Source organism: Allobosea sp. CRIB-10, assembly GCF_900112185.1.
GTDB lineage: Bacteria > Pseudomonadota > Alphaproteobacteria > Rhizobiales > Beijerinckiaceae > Allobosea.
Window position 1 is genome coordinate 404,808 of record NZ_FOKP01000001.1, and the last position, 18,697, is coordinate 423,504.

General features: G+C 67.4%; 22 protein-coding genes. 12 read left to right on the plus strand and 10 right to left on the minus strand.

The features are described from left to right. Positions 1-344 precede the first annotated feature (344 nt). The 11 genes from rpsF (at position 345) to BMZ69_RS01890 (ending at position 10,948) form a co-directional block, all read left to right on the plus strand. Positions 345-797, plus strand: coding sequence for a 30S ribosomal protein S6 (gene rpsF / locus BMZ69_RS01840; RefSeq protein WP_092154186.1), 453 nt, complete (start codon positions 345-347; stop codon positions 795-797). 2 nt (positions 798-799) lie between these two features. After that, positions 800-1,045, plus strand: a complete 246-nt coding sequence (rpsR, locus tag BMZ69_RS01845; RefSeq protein ID WP_092154189.1) for a 30S ribosomal protein S18 — start codon at positions 800-802, stop codon at positions 1,043-1,045. Between the two features lie 150 nt (positions 1,046-1,195). Beyond that, complete coding sequence (locus BMZ69_RS01850; protein WP_092154191.1) at positions 1,196-2,140, plus strand: DUF2232 domain-containing protein; 945 nt, start codon at positions 1,196-1,198, stop codon at positions 2,138-2,140. A gap of 36 nt (positions 2,141-2,176) precedes the next feature. Beyond that, positions 2,177-2,740, plus strand: a complete 564-nt coding sequence (rplI, locus tag BMZ69_RS01855) for a 50S ribosomal protein L9 (protein WP_092154193.1) — start codon at positions 2,177-2,179, stop codon at positions 2,738-2,740. Positions 2,741-2,891: 151 nt separating this feature from the next. Continuing rightward, the gene (locus tag BMZ69_RS01860) at positions 2,892-4,385 is read left to right on the plus strand and encodes a replicative DNA helicase (RefSeq protein ID WP_092154195.1); all 1,494 of its coding nucleotides are present in this window, start codon (positions 2,892-2,894) and stop codon (positions 4,383-4,385) included. Next, positions 4,382-5,512 carry an alanine racemase gene (gene alr, locus BMZ69_RS01865; RefSeq protein WP_092154198.1) on the plus strand — a complete coding sequence of 377 codons (1,131 nt, stop codon included), beginning with the start codon at positions 4,382-4,384 and terminating at the stop codon, positions 5,510-5,512. The genes BMZ69_RS01860 and alr overlap by 4 nt, the downstream gene beginning before the upstream one ends. Further along, positions 5,512-6,912 carry a DNA repair protein RadA gene (radA, locus tag BMZ69_RS01870; protein WP_092154200.1) on the plus strand — a complete coding sequence of 467 codons (1,401 nt, stop codon included), beginning with the start codon at positions 5,512-5,514 and terminating at the stop codon, positions 6,910-6,912. Before alr ends, radA begins: the two co-directional genes overlap by 1 nt. Positions 6,913-7,019: 107 nt before the next feature. Continuing rightward, positions 7,020-7,733, plus strand: a complete 714-nt coding sequence (locus tag BMZ69_RS01875; RefSeq protein WP_092154203.1) for a CvpA family protein — start codon at positions 7,020-7,022, stop codon at positions 7,731-7,733. Positions 7,734-7,862: 129 nt separating this feature from the next. Next, positions 7,863-9,332, plus strand: coding sequence for an amidophosphoribosyltransferase (purF, locus tag BMZ69_RS01880; protein ID WP_092154205.1), 1,470 nt, complete (start codon positions 7,863-7,865; stop codon positions 9,330-9,332). A gap of 19 nt (positions 9,333-9,351) precedes the next feature. Continuing rightward, positions 9,352-10,092, plus strand: a complete 741-nt coding sequence (locus BMZ69_RS01885) for an SDR family NAD(P)-dependent oxidoreductase (RefSeq protein WP_092154207.1) — start codon at positions 9,352-9,354, stop codon at positions 10,090-10,092. 43 nt (positions 10,093-10,135) lie between these two features. Beyond that, a complete protein-coding gene (locus tag BMZ69_RS01890; protein WP_092154209.1) occupies positions 10,136-10,948 on the plus strand; it encodes a tetratricopeptide repeat protein in 813 nt (270 codons plus the stop codon). 79 nt (positions 10,949-11,027) lie between these two features. On the opposite strand, the gene BMZ69_RS01895 is transcribed toward BMZ69_RS01890, so the two are convergent. The 4 genes from BMZ69_RS01895 to BMZ69_RS01910 form a co-directional block, all read right to left on the minus strand. Beyond that, positions 11,028-11,438, minus strand: coding sequence for an NUDIX hydrolase (locus tag BMZ69_RS01895; protein WP_092154211.1), 411 nt, complete (start codon positions 11,436-11,438; stop codon positions 11,028-11,030). After that, positions 11,438-12,826 carry a ribosome biogenesis GTPase Der gene (der, locus tag BMZ69_RS01900; RefSeq protein WP_092154213.1) on the minus strand — a complete coding sequence of 463 codons (1,389 nt, stop codon included), beginning with the start codon at positions 12,824-12,826 and terminating at the stop codon, positions 11,438-11,440. The genes BMZ69_RS01895 and der overlap by 1 nt, the downstream gene beginning before the upstream one ends. Positions 12,827-12,937: 111 nt before the next feature. After that, positions 12,938-13,600 carry a tetratricopeptide repeat protein gene (locus BMZ69_RS01905; RefSeq protein WP_092154215.1) on the minus strand — a complete coding sequence of 221 codons (663 nt, stop codon included), beginning with the start codon at positions 13,598-13,600 and terminating at the stop codon, positions 12,938-12,940. 89 nt (positions 13,601-13,689) lie between these two features. Next, positions 13,690-14,295, minus strand: coding sequence for a TetR/AcrR family transcriptional regulator (locus tag BMZ69_RS01910; protein ID WP_092154217.1), 606 nt, complete (start codon positions 14,293-14,295; stop codon positions 13,690-13,692). A gap of 70 nt (positions 14,296-14,365) precedes the next feature. Between BMZ69_RS01910 and BMZ69_RS01915 the strand changes: the two genes are divergently transcribed. After that, entirely contained in the window at positions 14,366-14,770 is a 405-nt protein-coding gene (locus BMZ69_RS01915) for a VOC family protein (RefSeq protein WP_092154219.1), read from the plus strand. Between the two features lie 57 nt (positions 14,771-14,827). Here the strand turns inward: BMZ69_RS01915 and queA are convergent, their stop codons facing one another. From queA to BMZ69_RS01945, 6 genes are all read right to left on the minus strand, one after another. Then, positions 14,828-15,922 carry a tRNA preQ1(34) S-adenosylmethionine ribosyltransferase-isomerase QueA gene (gene queA, locus BMZ69_RS01920; protein ID WP_092154221.1) on the minus strand — a complete coding sequence of 365 codons (1,095 nt, stop codon included), beginning with the start codon at positions 15,920-15,922 and terminating at the stop codon, positions 14,828-14,830. Positions 15,923-15,998: 76 nt separating this feature from the next. Continuing rightward, the gene (locus BMZ69_RS01925) at positions 15,999-16,466 is read right to left on the minus strand and encodes a peptidylprolyl isomerase (protein WP_092154223.1); all 468 of its coding nucleotides are present in this window, start codon (positions 16,464-16,466) and stop codon (positions 15,999-16,001) included. Next, complete coding sequence (locus BMZ69_RS01930) at positions 16,466-17,095, minus strand: hypothetical protein (protein WP_092154225.1); 630 nt, start codon at positions 17,093-17,095, stop codon at positions 16,466-16,468. Before BMZ69_RS01930 ends, BMZ69_RS01925 begins: the two co-directional genes overlap by 1 nt. 4 nt (positions 17,096-17,099) lie before the next feature. Further along, positions 17,100-17,672 carry a peptidylprolyl isomerase gene (locus tag BMZ69_RS01935; protein WP_092154227.1) on the minus strand — a complete coding sequence of 191 codons (573 nt, stop codon included), beginning with the start codon at positions 17,670-17,672 and terminating at the stop codon, positions 17,100-17,102. A gap of 393 nt (positions 17,673-18,065) precedes the next feature. Next, a complete protein-coding gene (locus tag BMZ69_RS01940) occupies positions 18,066-18,296 on the minus strand; it encodes a DUF1467 family protein (protein WP_092154229.1) in 231 nt (76 codons plus the stop codon). Continuing rightward, positions 18,293-18,694, minus strand: coding sequence for a RidA family protein (locus tag BMZ69_RS01945; protein WP_092154231.1), 402 nt, complete (start codon positions 18,692-18,694; stop codon positions 18,293-18,295). The genes BMZ69_RS01940 and BMZ69_RS01945 overlap by 4 nt, the downstream gene beginning before the upstream one ends. Between the last annotated feature and the right edge of the window lie 3 nt (positions 18,695-18,697).

Sequence of the window (18,697 nt, forward strand, 5' to 3'; positions counted from 1 at the left end):
CGCAATGGTCCTGAAAAAACGATGCTTGGTTAACAAGTTGGGGCGCACTCGCACCGTGCAGCCGGCCAAGTCAAGGCGGTTACGCGACGAAAGTCGAGCTACACCGGTATTTCCCGATGTTTTCGGCTTGCATGATCCACCGTCCCGCTGTAACGAACCGCTCGGTTTGTTCGGCCGGAGGCTGAACGGACGGCGAAGCGATTCTCACAAGGAAGCGTTTTGTAGGTTCTCCCTGGAGAGCCGCCGTCCCGTGTCTCCGCCTTCGAAGAAATCCTGTCGGGCCTTTATCCAGGGCTCGGAGGGCTCCGCGTCGAACGAAACCGGTGAACGAAGAAAGGCCAATCATGGCATTGTACGAGCACGTTCTGCTCGCGCGGCAGGACGTCAGCGCGCAGCAGGTCGAGGCCCTTGTCGAGCAGTTCAAGGGCATCGTCGAGGCGAATGGCGGTTCCGTCCCCAAGGTCGAGTACTGGGGCGTGAAGTCGCTGGGCTATCGCATCAAGAAGAACCGCAAGGCGCACTACTCGCTGCTGAACATCAACGCTCCCGCGGCGGCCATCGCCGAGATGGAGCGCCAGATGCGCATCAACGAAGACGTGCTGCGCTTCATGACCATCCGCGTCGAGGAGCTCGAGGAAGGTCAGTCGGTCATGCTGCAGAAGCGCGACCGCGACGAGCGTAGCGATCGCTTCGACCGTGGTCCGGGCGGCGGCGACCGCTTCGACCGCGGCCCGCGCCGCGAGCGCCCGCGTCGTGAAGACGAAGCGACCACCACCGAGACCGCTGGGGAGGCCTGAGCATGTCGACTGCATCTGTCGGCGCCCGCCGCCCCTTCTTCCGCCGCCGCAAGTCCTGCCCGTTCTCGGGCGAGGGCGCGCCGAAGATCGACTACAAGGATGTGCGCCTGCTCTCGCGCTACATCTCCGAGCGCGGCAAGATCGTGCCGTCGCGCATCACGGCCGTCTCGGCCAAGAAGCAGCGCGAGCTCGCCCAGGCGATCAAGCGCGCCCGCTTCCTGGGCCTGCTGCCCTACGTCATCCGCTGAGCGGGTGAGGAGTTCCCCGGCGGCGCCCAGCGCCGCCGGGCTTTCGATCTCACGTGAACTTTAGTCGCCAGGCGGTGAAAACCCGTCTGGTATGTTGAGGCAAATGCCTCTCACCCTGCCCTTTTCGAGCAGCGGGACAGCAGGACGGATATGCTTCCCATCGTCGGCATCGGCGCCGGGCTGGTCTCAGCCCTTCTGTTCACAGTGGTGATCACCGGATCGCCGCTGGCGCTGCTGCTGTCCTATGTCGCCCCGCTCCCGGTCTTCATCGCCGCACTCGGCTGGAACCATCGCGCCGGGCTGGTGGCGGTCGCCGCCGGTACGCTCGCCGTCACCGTCGTGCTCAAGCTCTCGCTCGGGCTCGCCTTCGCCATCGGCGCGGCCCTGCCGGCCTGGTGGATCGCCTATCTTGCTTTGCTCGCCCGCGACGGCGGCCAGGGCAACAGCGAATGGTACCCGCTCGGGCGCCTGCTGGTCTGGATCGCCACCGTCGCGACGCTCGTGACAATCGGCGGCGCGCTCGCGATCTCGACCGATTTCGAGACCTATCACCGCGTGATGACGCATGGCCTGCAGCTCGTGCTGACGGGCGGCCAGGGCATCGGCCCGGTGGTGCGCCTGCCGGCCGGCGTCGACGCCGGCGAGCTCGCCGCCCGGCTCGCCGCGCTGGTGCCCGCTGCCGCCGGCGCCTCCTTCGTGCCGATGATCGTCGCCAATCTCTGGCTCGCGGCCAAGGCGGTCCAGCTCTCCGGCCGGTTGCCGCGGCCCTGGCCTTTCATCCCCTCGACCCGCCTGCCGCCGATGGCCGTGGCCGGCCTCGTCGGCGGCATCCTGCTCAGCCTTACCGGTGGCTTCGTCGGTCTTGGCGGCGCCGCGCTGTCCGGTGCGCTGATCGCCGCCTTCGGCCTGTCCGGCCTCGCCGCCGTGCACGATTTCAGCCGCGGCAAGGCCTGGCGGGCGCCGACCCTGTTCGCGCTCTATCTCGCGCTGGTGATCATGCTGATCACCGTCTTCCCATTCCTCGCGCTGCTCGGCATCGCCGACGCGCTGATCGACCTTCGCCGGCGCAAGCCGCCGGCGTCGCCTGCTGCCTGAACCAACGCCTATTCACGAACTCAAAGGAGAAGACCCATGGAAGTGATCCTGCTCGAACGCGTCGCCAAGCTCGGCCAGATGGGCGAGACCGTGCGCGTGCGCGATGGCTATGCCCGCAATTTCCTGCTCGCCCGCGGCAAGGCCCTGCGCGCCACCGAAGAGAACAAGAAGCGCTTCGAGACCCAGCGCGCCCAGCTCGAGACCCGTAACCTCGAACTGAAGCGCGAGGCCGATTCGGTCGCCGAGAGCCTGAACGGCCAGTCGGTCGTGATCCTGCGCCAGTCGGGCGAGTCCGGCGTGCTCTACGGTTCGGTCTCGACCCGTGACATCGCCGAGGCGCTGAGCGCCGAGGGCTTCACCGTCGACCGCAACCAGGTCACGCTCAACACCCCGATCAAGACGCTGGGCCTGCACACCGTCCCGGTCGTGCTGCACCCTGAGGTCTCGGTCACCGTCACCGTCAACGTCGCCCGCTCGGCTGAAGAGGCCCAGCGCCAGGCCGCCGGCGAGAACGTCACCGCCCGCGAGGAGTTCGACCTCGACGATCTCGGCCTCGAGGTCGGTGCGGCGCTGGCAGAGGCCGGCGACGACGACCGCTGAGCCCTTTCAGAGGCTTGCACGAGTCAATGGGCGCCGTGGCAACACGGCGCCCTTTTTCATGCGCTGTGGACAGCGTGCAGAGTTGGCAGTAATAGACATGTTCCTATTTTGTTCATGTTCATGACTCAGCGGCATTGACCTATCCAGAGCCATGTCCAGCGCCACCGCCCTCGTCACCCGCCTCGAGACCAGCCAGGAGGCGAACTTCCGCGTCCAGCCTCACAACATCGAGGCGGAGCAGGCGCTGCTGGGCGCCATCCTGGTCAACAACGACGCCTTCTACCGGGTCTCGGACTTCCTGCAGCCCGAGCACTTCTTCGAGGAACTGCACCGGCGCATCTTCGAGCTGATGAGCAGCATGATCCGGGCGGGCAAGATCGCGACGCCGATCACGCTCAAGACCTTCGTCGGGGAAATCGATCTCGGCGGCATCACCGCGCCGCAATATCTCGCCCGGCTCGCGGCCGAGGCGACGACCGTCATCAACGCCGCCGATTACGGGCGCACCGTCTACGATCTCGCCATCCGCCGCCAGCTGATCGGCGTCGGCGAGGAGTTGGTCAACGTCGCCTACGACGCGCCGGTCGAGATGGCCCCGCGCGAGCAGATCGAGGATGCCGAACGCAAGCTCTATGCACTCGCGGAGAAAGGCCGCTACGAGGGCGGCTTCCAGAAATTCGACGGGGCGCTGCGGCTCGCCATCGACATGGCGGCAAGCGCCTTCCAGCGCGCCGGCGGCCTCTCAGGCATCTCGTCCGGCCTGCGCGATCTGGATGCGCGCATGGGCGGCCTGCAACGCTCCGACCTGATCGTGCTCGCCGGCCGCCCGGCCATGGGCAAGACCTCGCTGGCCACCAACATCGCCTTCAACATGGCCAAGGCCTGGCGCGGCGAGCGCCAGGAGGACGGCTCGATCAAGTCGGTCGACGGCGCCATCGTCGGCTTCTTCTCGCTGGAAATGTCGGCCGACCAGCTCGCCACGCGTATCGTCGCCGAGCAGTCGGGCATCTCCTCCTACAAGATCAGGCAGGGCCGCATCACCGAGGCGGATTTCGCCCGGCTGACCGACGTCGCCGCCCAGATCGAGAAGCTGCCGCTCTATATCGACCAGACAGGCGGCATCTCGATCGCCCAGTTGGTCGCCCGCGCCCGAAGGCTGCAGCGCCAGAAAGGGCTCGACGTCCTGTTCATCGACTACCTCCAGCTGCTCTCCGGTTCGTCGAAGAAGGGCGAGAACCGCGTGCAGGAGCTGACCGAGATCACCACGAGCCTGAAGGCGCTGGCCAAGGAGCTCAACGTCCCGATAATCGCGCTCTCCCAGCTCTCGCGCCAGGTCGAGAACCGCGACGACAAGCGCCCGCAGCTCTCGGACCTGCGCGAATCCGGCTCGATCGAGCAGGACGCCGACGTGGTGATGTTCGTCTACCGCGAAGAGTACTATCTCAAGGCCAAGGAGCCCCGGCCGGGCACCGACGAGCACAACAAATGGGTGATGGAGATGGAGGCCGCCCATGGGTTGGCCGAGCTCATCATCGGCAAGCAGCGCCACGGCCCGACCGGGACCGTCGCCCTGCAGTTCGATGCCGACGTGACGCGCTTCTCCGACCGCGCCGACGAAACCCATCTGCCGGAACGCCTCGAATGAGCGCCTTCGACACGCCCGAGAATGCCGGCCATGGCGGCGTTCTGACGATCGACCTTGGCGCGCTCGTCGCCAATTGGCGCATGCTGGAACAGCGGGCCGGAACGGAGGCGGCCGCCGTGGTCAAGGCCAATGCCTACGGCATCGGCATCGAGCCGGCGGTCACCGCGCTGACCAAGGCCGGCTGCAAAACCTTCTTCGTCGCGCATCTCTCGGAAGCAATTCGGGCCCGCGCCGTCGCCCCCGACGCGACGATCTACGTGCTCAACGGCCTCGCCCCGGAGACGGGCGGCGCTTACGCCGAGCACGATCTCTCGCCGGTGCTGGGCTCGCATGAGGAACTGCTCGAATGGGCGGGCTTCCGGCAGAGCGGCGCCGGGGTCAGGCCGGCAGCGCTGCACCTCGATACGGCGATGAATCGGCTCGGGCTCTGGCCCGGCGAAGGGCTCGACCTGGCGCGCGAGAAGAGCGGCGTCATCGCCGCCGCCGGCATCGGGCTGGTGATGAGCCATTTCGCCGCCTCGGAGGTGGTCGACGACCCCGCCAATGCCCGGCAGGTCTCGGCTTTCGCCGAGATCGCCGCCGCCTTCCCGGGCGTACCGGCCTCGCTCCTGAACTCGTCCGGCCATTTCCTGCCGGGCTGCCCGTCCTACCAGCTCACCCGGCCGGGATACGCCCTCTATGGCGGCAATCCGACGCCCGGAAAGCTGAACCCGATGCGGCCGGTCATTGGCCTCGAAGCGCAGATCATCCAGCTGCGCGAGGTCGAGGCCGGCACGCAGGTCGGCTATAACGGCACCTGGACGGCGAAGGACCGGCGCAAGCTCGCGACCATCTGCCTAGGCTACGCCGACGGCTATCCGCGCAATGCGAGCTGGACCGATCGCTCGCAAGGCGGCTCGGCGCTGGTCGGGGGGGTGCGCTGCCCCTTCGTCGGCACGGTCTCGATGGACCTGATCATCGTCGACGTGTCCGAAGCCCCGCCCGAGGCGGTCAGGCGCGGCGCGCCGGTGACGCTGATCGGCGGGGAACTCGACCTCGAGGCGGTCGGCGCCGGCGCCAAGACGATCGGCTACGAGATCCTGACCAGCCTCGGCCGCCGCCACGCGCGGCGCTATGTCGGGCTGTAATGGCCAAGCGCGGCCCGACTTACATCTGCCAGGCCTGCGGCGCGGTCTACCACCGCTGGCAGGGCAAGTGCGATTCCTGCGGCACCTGGTCGTCTTTATCCGAGGAGGCGCAGGCCGCGCCGGTCCCCGGCGGCGGCCGGCCGCCGTCCGGCGGGCGCGCCCGCGGCCGCATCTTCGCGCTGGAGAGCCTGAAGGGCGAGACGCAGGACCCACCGCGCATCGTCTCGGGGATCGGCGAGCTCGACCGCGTCACGGGCGGCGGCTTCGTACCGGGCTCCGTCCTTCTGATCGGCGGCGACCCCGGCATCGGCAAGTCGACGTTGCTGATGCAGGCCTGCGCCGCCATGGCCATGACCGGCCGGCGCGTCGTCTATGTCTCGGGTGAGGAATCGACCAGCCAAGTCCGCCTCAGAGCCCAGCGCATGGGCCTCGCCGAGGCGCCGGTCGACCTCGCGGCCGAGACGAACATCGAGGATATCATCGCAACGCTGGGCCAGGGCGAGCGCCCTGCCCTCGTGGTGATCGATTCGATCCAGACCATGTGGTCCTCCGAGGTCGAGAGCGCGCCCGGCACGGTGACACAGGTGCGCGGCTCCGCGCAGGCGCTGATCCGCTACGCCAAGACCTCCGGCGCCTGCCTGATCCTGGTCGGCCATGTCACCAAGGATGGCCAGATAGCGGGGCCGCGCGTGGTCGAGCACATGGTCGACGCGGTTCTGTCCTTCGAGGGTGAAGGCACGCATTCCTTCCGCATCCTGCGCGGCCAGAAGAACCGCTTCGGCGCCACCGACGAGATCGGCGTCTTCGAGATGACCGGCGCCGGCCTCTCCGAAGTGGGTAACCCCTCTGCCCTGTTCCTAGCCGGGCGGGACCAGGATGCGCCGGGCGCCGCCGTACTCGCCAGCATCGAGGGTACGCGGCCGGTCCTGGTCGAGATCCAGGCGCTGGTCGCGCCGAGCGCGCTCGGCACGCCGCGCCGCGCCGTGGTCGGCTGGGAAAACAGCCGCCTCGCCATGGTGCTGGCGGTGCTGGAGACGCATGGGGGCCTGAAGCTCGGCCAGCACGACGTCTATCTCAACGTCGCCGGCGGCCTGCGCGTCGGAGAGCCGGCGGCTGACCTTGCCGTCGCAGCCGCCCTCGTCTCCTCGCTGACCGGGGCGATCCTGCCCTCGGGCGCGGTGCATTTCGGCGAGATCGCCCTCTCGGGCGCGATCCGGCCGGTTTCGGTCGCGGCGGCACGCTTGCGCGAGGCCGCCAAGCTGGGTTTCGAGAGTGCCGTGCTGCCTTCGGCGGGAGCCGATATCGGCGACGGGAACGGCCTGAGATTGCGTCGCCTCGGCCATGTCGGCGAACTCGTGGCGGAGATTGCTGCAACAGCTCCTCGCCGCAGTGCAAAATGAGCCGACTGCATGGGTGACGCGCGGCACGCGAGCTTGTATAGCAAAACCCGCCCGGCCCACCCATTTGACGCGTGCCGGCCCCGATTTTGCAGCGAAGCGGCCCTGACATGCCTGTGACCATTCTCGATCTCGTCGTCATCGGCGTGGTGTTGATCTCGGCTTTGCTCGCAGCCGTGCGCGGTTTGACACGCGAAGTGCTGGCGATCGCCTCTTGGGCGGCGGCGGCCGTCGTCGCCTGGATCTTCCATCCGCAGCTGCTGCCGCTGGCGCAGCAATACATTCCCAACAAGACCGTCGCGCTGGTCGCGGTGATCGCGGCGCTGTTCCTCGGCACCCTGATCGTCGTCTCGCTGATCACGGCGCGGATCTCGGATTTCGTGCTGGATTCGCGCATCGGCGCGCTCGACCGCACGCTCGGCTTCGTCTTCGGCGCGGCCCGCGGCCTGCTGCTCGCGGTCGTCGGCTATCTCTTCTTCACCGCGCTGGTGCCGGAGAAGATGCAGCCGGCCTGGGCGCGCGATTCGCGCTCGAAGCCGCTGCTTGAGGAAACCGGCCGCAGCCTGCTCACAATGCTGCCGCAGGATATCGACTCGGAATTCGTGAAGAAGCTGCTGCAGCCGAAGCAGGCCGAGCCGACCGAAGCGCCGGCCGAAGAACCGCGGACTCCGGGCGCCACGCCGCCCGCTGGCACCGCCCCGGCCGACCCGCAGCGTCGTACCCAGGCGCCGGCCACCGACCGGCAGGCGCTGCAGCGCGTGATCGATTCGACCGCTCCGGCCACCACCGGCGCAACGCCCGCCCCGGCGCAACGCCGGCCCTGACTGGAACCAGAGCCTGGCCCGATCACGAAAACGGCAACCGTTCTTGCGATATGGCCGGGCCCGAACAAGTAGGTGGCAGATTCTCTCCGTCGGCCACCCGTTCGAACGGAGAGCGCATTGGAGCCTGCGATGAGCCTGATCCACGATGCCGACGCCGTGTTCGACCCGAATGCCGATCGCCTGCGCGAGGAGTGCGGCGTTTTCGGCATCTTCGGGCATGAGGATGCGGCGGCGCTGACCGCGCTCGGTCTGCACGCCCTGCAGCATCGCGGCCAGGAGGCGACCGGCATCGTCTCCTTCGACGGCAAGCGCTTCCACACCGAGCGCCAACTCGGCCTGGTCGGCGACGTCTTCTCCGACGCCGGCGTGATCGAGAAGCTCAAGGGCAGGCAGGCGATCGGCCATGTCCGCTACTCGACGACCGGCGAGACCATCCTGCGCAATGTCCAGCCGCTGTTCTCCGAACTGCATGGCGGCGGCTTCGCGGTGGCGCATAACGGCAACCTGACCAACGGTCTGACGCTGCGGCGCAACCTCGTCCGCGACGGCGCGATCTATCAGTCGACCTCCGACACCGAGGTGGTGCTGCATCTCGTCGCCCGCAGCCGCAAACCCAAGTTCATCGAGCGCTTCATCGATGCGCTGCGCCAGATCGAGGGCGCCTATGCCTTCGTCGGCATCACCAACAAGAAGCTGGTCGGCGCGCGCGATCCACTCGGCATCCGCCCGCTGGTGCTGGGCGAGCTGAACGGCTGCCCGATCCTGACCTCCGAGACCTGCGCGCTCGACATCATCGGCGCCAAGTTCGTCCGCGAGATCGAGAATGGCGAGGTCGTCGTCATCTCCGAGCAGGGCATCGAGAGCCACAAGCCCTTCCCGCCCGTGCCGGAGCGGCCTTGCGTCTTCGAATACATCTACTTCGCCCGGCCTGATTCGATCGTGAAGGGCCGCAGCATCTATGAGCGCCGCAAGGCGATGGGCGCGCAGCTCGCGCTGGAAGCCCCGACCGAGGCCGACGTGATCGTGCCGGTGCCGGATTCCGGCGTGCCGGCCGCTCTCGGCTATGCCCAGGCGAGCGGCATCCCGTTCGAGCTCGGCATCATCCGCAACCACTATGTCGGCCGCACCTTCATCGAGCCGACGCAGAAGGTGCGCGAGCTCGGCGTGCGCCTGAAGCATTCGGCCAATCGCAGCGTGGTCGAGGGCAAGCGCATCGTGCTGGTCGACGACTCGATCGTGCGCGGCACGACCTCGCTGAAGATCGTCAAGATGATGCGCGAGGCCGGAGCGCGCGAGGTGCATTTCCGCATCTCCTCGCCGCCGATCACCCATCCCGACTATTACGGCATCGACACACCCGACCAGGCGAAGCTGCTCGCCGCGACGCATACGCTCGAGGAGATGCGCCAGTTCGTCGGCGCCGATTCGCTCGCCTTCATCTCGGTCGACGGGCTCTACAAGGCGATGGGCCATGAGCGCCGCGATCCGACCCGGCCGCAATTCACCGACCATTGCTTCACCGGCGAATATCCGACCTCGTTGACAGATGTCGTCGGCGAGAGCGCCAAGCAGGAAATGTCGCTGCTCGCCGCCGGCTGAGCCTTTCGACGGGACTTTCATGACCAAGCCTCTGGAAGGGCGCATCGCGCTCGTCACCGGCGCGTCGCGCGGCATCGGCCGCGCCGCGGCGCTCGCCTATGCCGAGGCCGGCGCCCATGTCATCGCGCTCGCCCGCACCACCGGCGCGCTGGAAGAGCTCGACGACGAGATCCGGGCGATCGGCGGCAGTGCGACTTTGGTGCCGGCGGACCTCGCCGATGCCGCCGCGATCGAGAAGCTGGGCCCGGCCCTGCTGGAGCGCTGGGGTCGGCTCGACATCCTGCTCGCCAATGCCGGCATCCTCGGCCCGCTGGCGCCGCTGACTCATGTCAGCCCCAAGGAGTGGGCCGAGGTCTTCGACATCAATGTCAGCGCCAATTGGCGGCTGCTGAAATCGGTCGAGCCGGCGCTGAAGGCCTCCGAGTCCGGCCGGGCGATCTTCGTGTCGTCCGGCGCGGCGCATAAGGGTCTGGCCTACTGGGGACCCTATGCGGTCTCCAAGGCGGGGCTCGAGGCGATGGCGCGCAGCTACGCCGACGAGACCCGGAACACCAATCTGCGGGTCATGCTGGTCAACCCGGGCCCTCTGCGGACCCGCATGCGGGCCCAGGCGATGCCGGGTGAGGATCCGATGACGCTGAAGACGCCGGACGATCTGGCGCCGCATCTGGTCGAAATCGCCGCGCCGGGCTGGACCGAGACCGGCAAGATCTTCGACTTCCCGCAGGGCAAGATCCTGACGCCGCAAATGCCGGCGTAAGCATGCCCTGACAATCGGCTGAACAAGGCGAGTACCGGGACAAATGCTGCAATGCTCTCTCTCGCCGCTGCCCGCCCTCGCCGCTTTCGGTTTATCGATCGTCGTGGTGACGGCGGGGCACGCCGTAGCGGACAGCACTCGCATCAGCCCCGATCCCACTCTGGCCGAGGAACTGCGCCGAACCTGTCGCTCGGGCGGCGCGTTGTCGTTGGCCGGCCCCTCGGCCGATGCGCAGGAGATCATCACGCGTCACGATAACGCTGTCGCAGCCTGCACGCGGCTGATCGACAGCGGGAGGCTCACGGGCCGCGAGCTCGCTGCCGCTCTCCTCGATCGCGCAGATCTTCTGGCGCCGGGGACAGGCGACGCTTACGCCCGGGCGCTCGCCGATTACGACCGGGCCATCGCCCTCGAGCCGAAGGCGGCCATTGCTTTCTCCAAGCGCGGGAAGGCCCATCTGCTGTATGCGCGAAACCTCGAGCTCGCGCTACGCGATCTCGATGCCGCCATCCGCCTCGACCCGTCGCAGGCGGATTTCTTGGTCACGCGCGCATCGATCCAGGCCTGGCTCAAACAGCCAGACAGGGCTCTTGCCGATCTCGATCGAGCCGTCGCCCTTGCGCCCGCGTCCGAGAAGGCCCGATCCGTTCGCGGCTTGACCCATCTCGACCAGGGTCGATTTGCCAAAGCCATCGCCGATTTCGATGAAGCCATTCGCCTGGCGCCGAACGCCGGCGAGAATTTCAGCTTCCGCGCTGCGGCCAGACGTGCGGCAGGTGATCCGGATGGGGCGCGCTCGGACGAGGCCCAAGCACGCGCGCTGACGTCTTCAGACCAGACTCCGGCACAGCGCTGAGCGACAGCGGATCTCCCGGCGCTTCAAGCCACCTCCTCCGGCAAGGGGGGACGGGAAGCGGCGCGAGCATGATGCAGCTCTACCTTGCAGCCGCATACTCCCGCACCACCGCGATCAGGTCCGGAACCGTCAGGTTCGGCAAGGCCGCCATCTCGTCGAGCGAGAACCAGCCGATCCGGACATGCTCGTCGCAGAGGTTTTGCGCCTCGCCGCCGTCCCAGCCCGAGACGACATAGATATGGTGCAGCGCCGCGCCGTTGCGCGCGGGGAAACGTTCCTCGGCGGAGAGCATCAACCGGTAGGTCGTTGGCGTCAGCCCAACCTCCTCTCGGCATTCGCGGACAAGCGCGGCATCGAGCGCCTCGTCCTGCTCGACCCGGCCGCCGATCGCATCCCAGTGGTCCGCCCAGGCGCGCTTCCAGGAGGCGCGCAGGCCGAGCAGCACCCGCCCGTCGGCGCGCAGGAAGAGCGCGCTGACGGTCTCGAGCATCAGCCCTTTGCCTTGTCGTACGGGTTGTTGCCGCCGCGGGTATGGAGCCGCACAGGCGTTCCCGGCAGCTCGAAAGCCTCGCGCAGATTGTTGGTCAGATAGCGCAGATACGACACCGGCAGATGCTCGAGCTGGTTGCCGAACAGGGCGAAGGTCGGCGGCCGCGCCTTGGCCTGCGTCATGTAGCGAATCTTGATGCGGCGACCAGCGACGGCCGGCGGCGGATGGGCCGAGAGCACGCCTTCGAGCCAGCGATTGATCCTCGCCGTCGAGACGCGGCGGTTCCAGACGTCATAGGCGCGGAAGACCGCCTGCATCAGCCGGTCGATGCCCTCGCCGGCGATGCCGGAGAGCGGCACGATCTCGACGCCGCGGATCTGCGCCAGCAGATGGTGCGCCTTCTCCTTGAGCTCGGCGAGCAGGCCCTGCTTGTCGGCGACGAGGTCCCATTTGTTCAGGCCGATGACGACCGCACGGCCCTCGCGCTCGGTCAGGTCGGCCAGCGTAAGGTCCTGCTTCTCGAAAGGGATGGTTGCGTCGAGCAGCACCACGACCACCTCGGCAAAGCGGATGGCGCGCAGCGAATCCGCCACGGCGAGCTTCTCCAGCTTCTCGTCGATACGGGCGCGCTTGCGCATGCCGGCGGTGTCGAACAGCTTCACCGGCCGGCCGCGCCATTCCCACTCGACCGAGATGGTGTCGCGCGTGATGCCGGCCTCGGGACCGGTCAGCAGGCGCTCCTCGCCGATCATCCGGTTGACCAGGGTCGACTTGCCGGCATTGGGGCGGCCGATGATGGTGACGCGCAGCGGCCGGTTCGGATCGGCGTCCTCATCGTCCGCAACCGCGGCAGGCACATCCTCCCAGGCCTCTTCCTCGTCCTCCTCGGGCTCGTCGGCGACATAGGGCGCCAGCGCCTCCAGCAGGTCGGCGGTGCCCTCGCCATGCTCGGCCGAGAACGGCACGGGATCGCCGAGTCCGAGCGAGTAGGCCTCCATGACGCCGTCCTTGCCCTTGTTGCCCTCGGCCTTGTTGGCGAGCAGGATCACGGGCTTGCCGGAGCGGCGGACCAGATCGGCGAAGGGCTGGTCCATCGGCGTCAGGCCGAGCCTGGCGTCGATCATGAACAGGATGACATCGGCCTGCTCGATCGCGGTTTCGGTCTGGGCGCGCATGCGGGCAGCGAGCGAATCCTTCTCGGCCTCTTCGAGTCCGGCGGTGTCGATCACGGTGAAGTTGAGATGGCCGAGGCTGGCCTCGCCTTCGCGGCGGTCGCGGGTGACGCCCGGCTGGTCGTCGACCAGTGCCAGCTTCTTGCCGACGAGCCGGTTGAACAGGGTCGACTTGCCGACATTGGGCCGGCCGACGATGGCGATGATGGCGCTCATGATCCGTCTTTAATGCAGCATCGGACCCGCGCCGAAAAGTGGCCCTCCACTTTCCGGAGCGAATCCGATGCTTTTGCTTTGGCGAGTCCGTTGAATGCGACGGCCCGGATGTCAGTTCTTGATGGTGACGGGCCCGCCGCGCACCAGCGTCAGATAGAGCTCGACGCGCTGGCGCAGCACCTGCGGCGACTGCGGGTCGGCGACGACGGCGTCGAACCAGCGCCCGGCATCCTCGAAGAGATTGGCCTTGAGCGCTGAAATGCCGAGGAATTCGCGGGCCGAATGGCGCCAGAGCCCGGTCGGCGTCGCCAGCGGCTCGAGTTCCTTGCGCAGTTCGGCGTAAGGAACGAGGTCGACGCGCAGCAGGCCGGCGCGCAGGCGGGCGAGATCGCGATAATACTGGTCGAGCGAAGCGTCGTTGGCGAGGGCGTCGAAGGCGGCCGCGCCCGCGGTCGCATCGCGCTTGCCGACCTCGGCCGCGAGGCGGAAACGCGAGAGCTGGCGATAGCCGGCCGGCGCATTGGCGGCGAGCTCGGTCAGCGTCGCCTCGGCGGTAGTGGCGTCATTGTCGCGCGAGGCGCGCATCGCCGCTTCGAACCTGGCGCCGACGGCCTCGGCCTTCTTGCGCTCCTGCTGCTGCCAGAACTGCCAGCCGCCGACGCCGGCGACCGCCAGCACGGCGATGGCGATGAAGACATTGCCATATTTCTTGAGGATGGCGCTCGCCTTGTCGCGGCGAACCTCCTCGTCGATCTCGCGGAAAATATCGGACATGACGCCTCGAAACTGATTTCGCCTGCCGGGTAGCACCTTTGCCGGCAGAATGCGAGCCGGAACGGCCGCACAGAGCCGTCAGCGCCGGCTTATTGCTGCGAAAGCGCCGGAGCCGCCAAGCCAGCGAGCACGGTATCGATCAGCTTCCGCCATTCGCCGGAGTCGGCACCACCGGCAATGGCGAGCGCAGCGCGGTCGTAAGCCGCGCCGAGCAGCTGGGAAGTCGGTGCCAGCGGCAACTTCGGCAACGCACCGGTCTGCATCGCCGCCGCGAGCCCTTCGCGCAGGGTCCGCCCGCCATGGCGCGCGTCGATGGCGTCGAGTTCCTCACGGCCGAGCACGGCGGCAGCATCGATCAGCAGCAATTGGGTCCGGCCCGGGACCTGCATCGCCTCCAGAAAGGCCGCACCGCCCTTGCTGAGCGCCTTCAGCGGCGCCAGGCCAGGCCGGGCCGCGCTCTCGATCTCATGCGCGACCGCCGCCGACTCCGCTTCGACCACGGCCCGGAACAGCGCGCGCTTGTCGGCGAAGTGATGGTATAGCGCGCCGCGCGTCACGCCCGCCTCGGCGACGAGCTCCGGCGTGCCGGTCTCGGCATAGCCGCGGCTGACGAAAAGCTCACGCCCTGCCGCGATCAGCGCGGCGCGGGTCGCGTCGGAGCGGTCCTTGTTGGATCGGCGCGTCGGCCATTGCATACGTGCAGCCTGTATGTTAATTCACTAAAACATGCAGATTGTATGTTTATGATGAAAGGCAGGCAAGCCCATGAAAGTCACCAGCTATTACCCGGTGATCATGACCGAGAAGGTCGCGCAGACCGCCGCCTTCTATATCGCGCATTTCGGTTTCGAGGCGCTGTTCGAGGCCGACTGGTACGTCCATCTGCAGTCGACGGTGGACGAGCGGGTGACGCTGGCGGTGCTGGACGGCAGCCATGAGACCATCCCCCTCCCCGGCCGCGGATGCGTTTCGGGGCTGATCCTGAATTTCGAGGTCGACGATGTCGATGCCGAACATGCACGCCTCAGGGCCGCCGGCTTGCCGATCCTCCAGGACCTGCGTGACGAATGGTTCGGCCAGCGCCACTTCATCACCGCCGATCCGAGCGGCGTGCTGATCGACGTGATCAAGCCGATTCCGATGAGCGCCCCGCCCGAAGGCCATGCTTGATCGCGCTGTTCAAGGAATGGCAGAGGGACAGTGCCGCCGCGTCCGGCGAAGGAGCGCTCAGGCTCCAGCGTCGGACCGGAACAGCAGGCTGCCATCGCCGTAGGAGTAGAAGCGATAGCCCTCGGCGATGGCGTGGGCATAGGCGCGCTTCATCAGGTCGAGGCCAGCGAAGGCCGAGACCAGCATGAACAGCGTCGAGCGCGGCAGGTGGAAATTGGTCATCAGCAGGTCGACGGCGCGGAAGCGATAGCCAGGCGTGATGAAGATCGCCGTGTCACCCGAGAACGGCTTGATGATGCCGTCCTCTGCCGTGGCGCTTTCGAGCAGGCGCAGCGAGGTCGTGCCGACCGCGACGATACGGCCACCGGCAGCCTTGACCGCGTTGAGCGCATCGGCGGTCGCAGCGCTGACCGTGCCCCATTCGGCGTGCATGCGGTGCTCGTCGGTGTCCTGCGCCTTGACCGGCAGGAAGGTGCCGGCGCCGACATGCAGCGTGACGAAATGGCTGGAAACGCCGCGCTGCTTCAGCGCCGCGAACAGATCCGGCGTGAAGTGGAGCCCGGCGGTCGGCGCGGCGACGGCGCCTTCTTCGCGGGCATAGGTGGTCTGGTAGTCGCGGGCATCGGCCTGATCGGTCGCGCGCTTGCCGGCGATATAGGGCGGCAGCGGCAATTCGCCGAGCCGGGCGATCGCCTCGTCGAGATAGGGGCCGGCCAGCGAGAAGCGCAGCCCGATATCGCCGCCCTCCCCCTTGTCCTCGACCTCGGCCTGCAACCGGGCGAGCTCGCAGGCATTGCCGGCGCCGTCGCTGTCGAAGACGATCGTCTCGCCGACGGCGAGCTTCTTGGCCGGGCGGGCGAAAGCGCGCCAGCGATCATCCGCCGCGCGCTTGTGCAGCATGACCTCGATGCGGGCCGAGGCCTCGCCGCGATAACGCCGCCCCCAGAGCCGCGAGGGAATGACGCGGGTATCGTTCAGCACCAGGGCATCGCCCGGCCGCAGCAGCTCGACGAGGTCGCGGATGCCGCGATCCTCGAAAGGCTCGGGCGCGTCGGGGCGGACGACGAGCAGCCTCGCTGCGTCGCGCGGGCTCACGGGCCGCAGCGCGATGCGTTCCTCGGGCAGATCGAAATCAAAGAGACCGACGTCCATGGACCGATCCTAAAAAGTCATCCCGGGCCGACCAAGTCGACCCGGGATGACTGTATTCAAGACGCGTCGGAACGCCTCAGGCGTCCGCCTGAACCTTCAGCGAGACGATGGAGTCGGGATCGCGCACCGGCTCGCCGCGCTTGATCCTGTCGATATTCTCCATGCCCTCAACGACTTGGCCCCAGACCGTGTACTGCTTGTCGAGGAAGCGGGCGTCGTCGAAGACGATGAAGAACTGGCTGTTGGCCGAGTTCGGGTTCTGGGCGCGAGCCATCGAGCAGATGCCGCGGACATGCGGTTCGGCGTTGAACTCCTGGGCGAGGTCCGGGTAGCTCGAGCCGCCGGTGCCGGTGCCGTGAGGGCAGCCGACCTGCGCCATGAAACCGTCGATGACGCGGTGGAAGACGATGCCGTCATAAAAACCCTCGCGGGCGAGCAGCTTGATGCGCTCGACATGGTTGGGGGCGAGGTCCGGCCGCAGCTTGATCACCACGCGGCCCTTGGTGGTCTCCATGACGAGGGTGTTCTCGGGATCGAGCGACATCAGACTGATCTTTCGTTGGTCGGCACACGGCCGAAGAAGCGGATTGTGATCGGGCGGCCTGCGATACTCCCTCCGAGCCCCGGCGACAACCTCATCGGCGTGCAATCGCGCACGGCCCGCATCAGCGTGTCGGTGAAACGCTCGCGCAGGCCGGGCGGCGAACGCCGCATCTCCCAGGTGACGCGCGGCTGGCCGAAGAGCGTGCCGTCGCGGCGCAGGCTGAAGCGGACGCTGGCGGACGCACTGTCTCCCGCCTGAAGCGCCGGCGGCTTCCAGCAGCGCCGCAGCGCCGGGCCGATCTGATCGAGCCGGTCGACGGTCTCTTCGCCGAGACCGATCGTCTCCGGGTTGACGGTGCCGATGACGCCGCGATCGACGCCGGGCGTCGGCGACGGCACGGCCGGGCGGCGCGCGCCCTCGCCGAAAGGGCCGGCGATGCCGGGCATGTAGCGTTGGCCCGATTGCGGCGGCAGCACCGGGTTCTGCGAGCCGGACGGCGGCGGCAGGACGGGGTTCTGGAAGCCAGAGGCCGGCGGCAGGCCGAGATCGCGCGTGTCCTGCGCCAGCGCCGTGCCGCTGGCGCAGGACACCAGCAGGAGCGTAAGCGCGGACAGGCGCGACAGGCGCATCGCCTTACTTGGCGTCCGCCAGCAGGCGCATGCGGATGATCTTGTCGGGACCGCTCACCGAGCCGTTATTGGCGCTGCTGCCCTTCTTGATCTTGCGCACGGCGTCCATGCCGGAGACGACCTCGCCGAACAGGGTGTACTGGCCGGTCAGCGAGCCGCAACCCTCGAAGCAGATGAAGAACTGCGAATTGGCCGAGTTCGGGCTCTGCGAGCGCGCCATGCCGACCGAGCCGAGCTTGTAGGGCGTCGGGGTGAACTCAGCCGGGATGTTCGGCAGGTCGGAACCGCCGGTGCCGTCGCCCTTCGGATCGCCGGTCTGGGCCATGAAGCCGTCGATGACGCGGTGGAAGACGATGCCGTCATAGAAGCCGCGCTTGGTCAGCGCCTTGATCTGCTCGACATGCTTGGGTGCGAGGTCCGGCCGCAGGCGGATGGTGACGCGCCCATCCTTGGTGTCGAGCGCCAGGGTGTTCTGCGGATCGAGATTGGCCGGTGCCGGCGCCTGGGCAAAAGCCTGGGATTGAGCCAGGCCGATCGAAGCGGAAACTGCCAGGACGGCGAGCGTGGTGCGAAGCATCGAAAAACCTCTCCTGACCGCCGGAACGGCCCGGCGCATCTGAAGCTGCGAGGTAACGACATCCTATGACTGGAACAAGGCGCTGAATCGCGCACGGCGAACAATGTTGCACCGCACAAGAGCAAACTGGAATAATTTTGCAAAAAGTTCGATCGCGAGCTGCCTAAACAGGTGACAACATAATGGCGATCCGCTAATCAGTTCAGCGCTGGGCTCGCCCGACCGTTTTCCGGGCGCCGCGGACCAGGTCTCGGGAGGAACAAACAGCCGCTAGTATATGAGTGCGCGGGAACAACGGCGCGCCGATACTGCGGTAAAAAACAGACTTTCAAAGGCAGGGCGAAAGCCTTGCCTTTTGTTTTGGTCTATACGCTAGATTACGCTGAACGCTGTTCAGGCGTCGAGCTGGGTCCAGATATACCAGACGATACAGAAAACGACCGCAGCGATGATCGTCGTCGCGATTGCCTTCGTCGCCAAGCCGGGCAGCACCGGCGCGCCAGGATCGGTGCCCTTCTCGACCTCGCCGCTCTCCGCTTGGCTGCGCACGCCGAAGGGCAGCGTCACGAACAGCACCGTCCACCAGATCACGAAATAGACCGCAAGCCCGCCGCCGACCGTCATGACGAGCTGCCCTCGCCAGCCAGAGCGATGCAGGCGAACGCGACCTTGGCCTGCGTCGGCACGCCGAAGCGCGCCGTATGCCTTGCCGGCAAGCCATTCGGAAAATGCTTCACATATTCGGCATTGCAGGCGGCATAGTCGCTAGGATCGGTGATGAGCATCGTCATCTGAACGACGCGATCGAGGCTGCTGCCGGCCTGCGCCAGGATCGTGGCGATATACGCCAAGGCCTGCCGCACCTGCTCGGCCGGCGTCTCACCCCGCACGATCCCCTTCGCCGGATCATGCGGCGCCGATTGGCCGGAGACGAAGACCAGGCCACCTGCTCGCGCCGCGAGGCTGAAGGGGCGTGGCGATCCGGCCTCCGGTTCACCGAAGAACGTGATCTCTGACGTCATGGC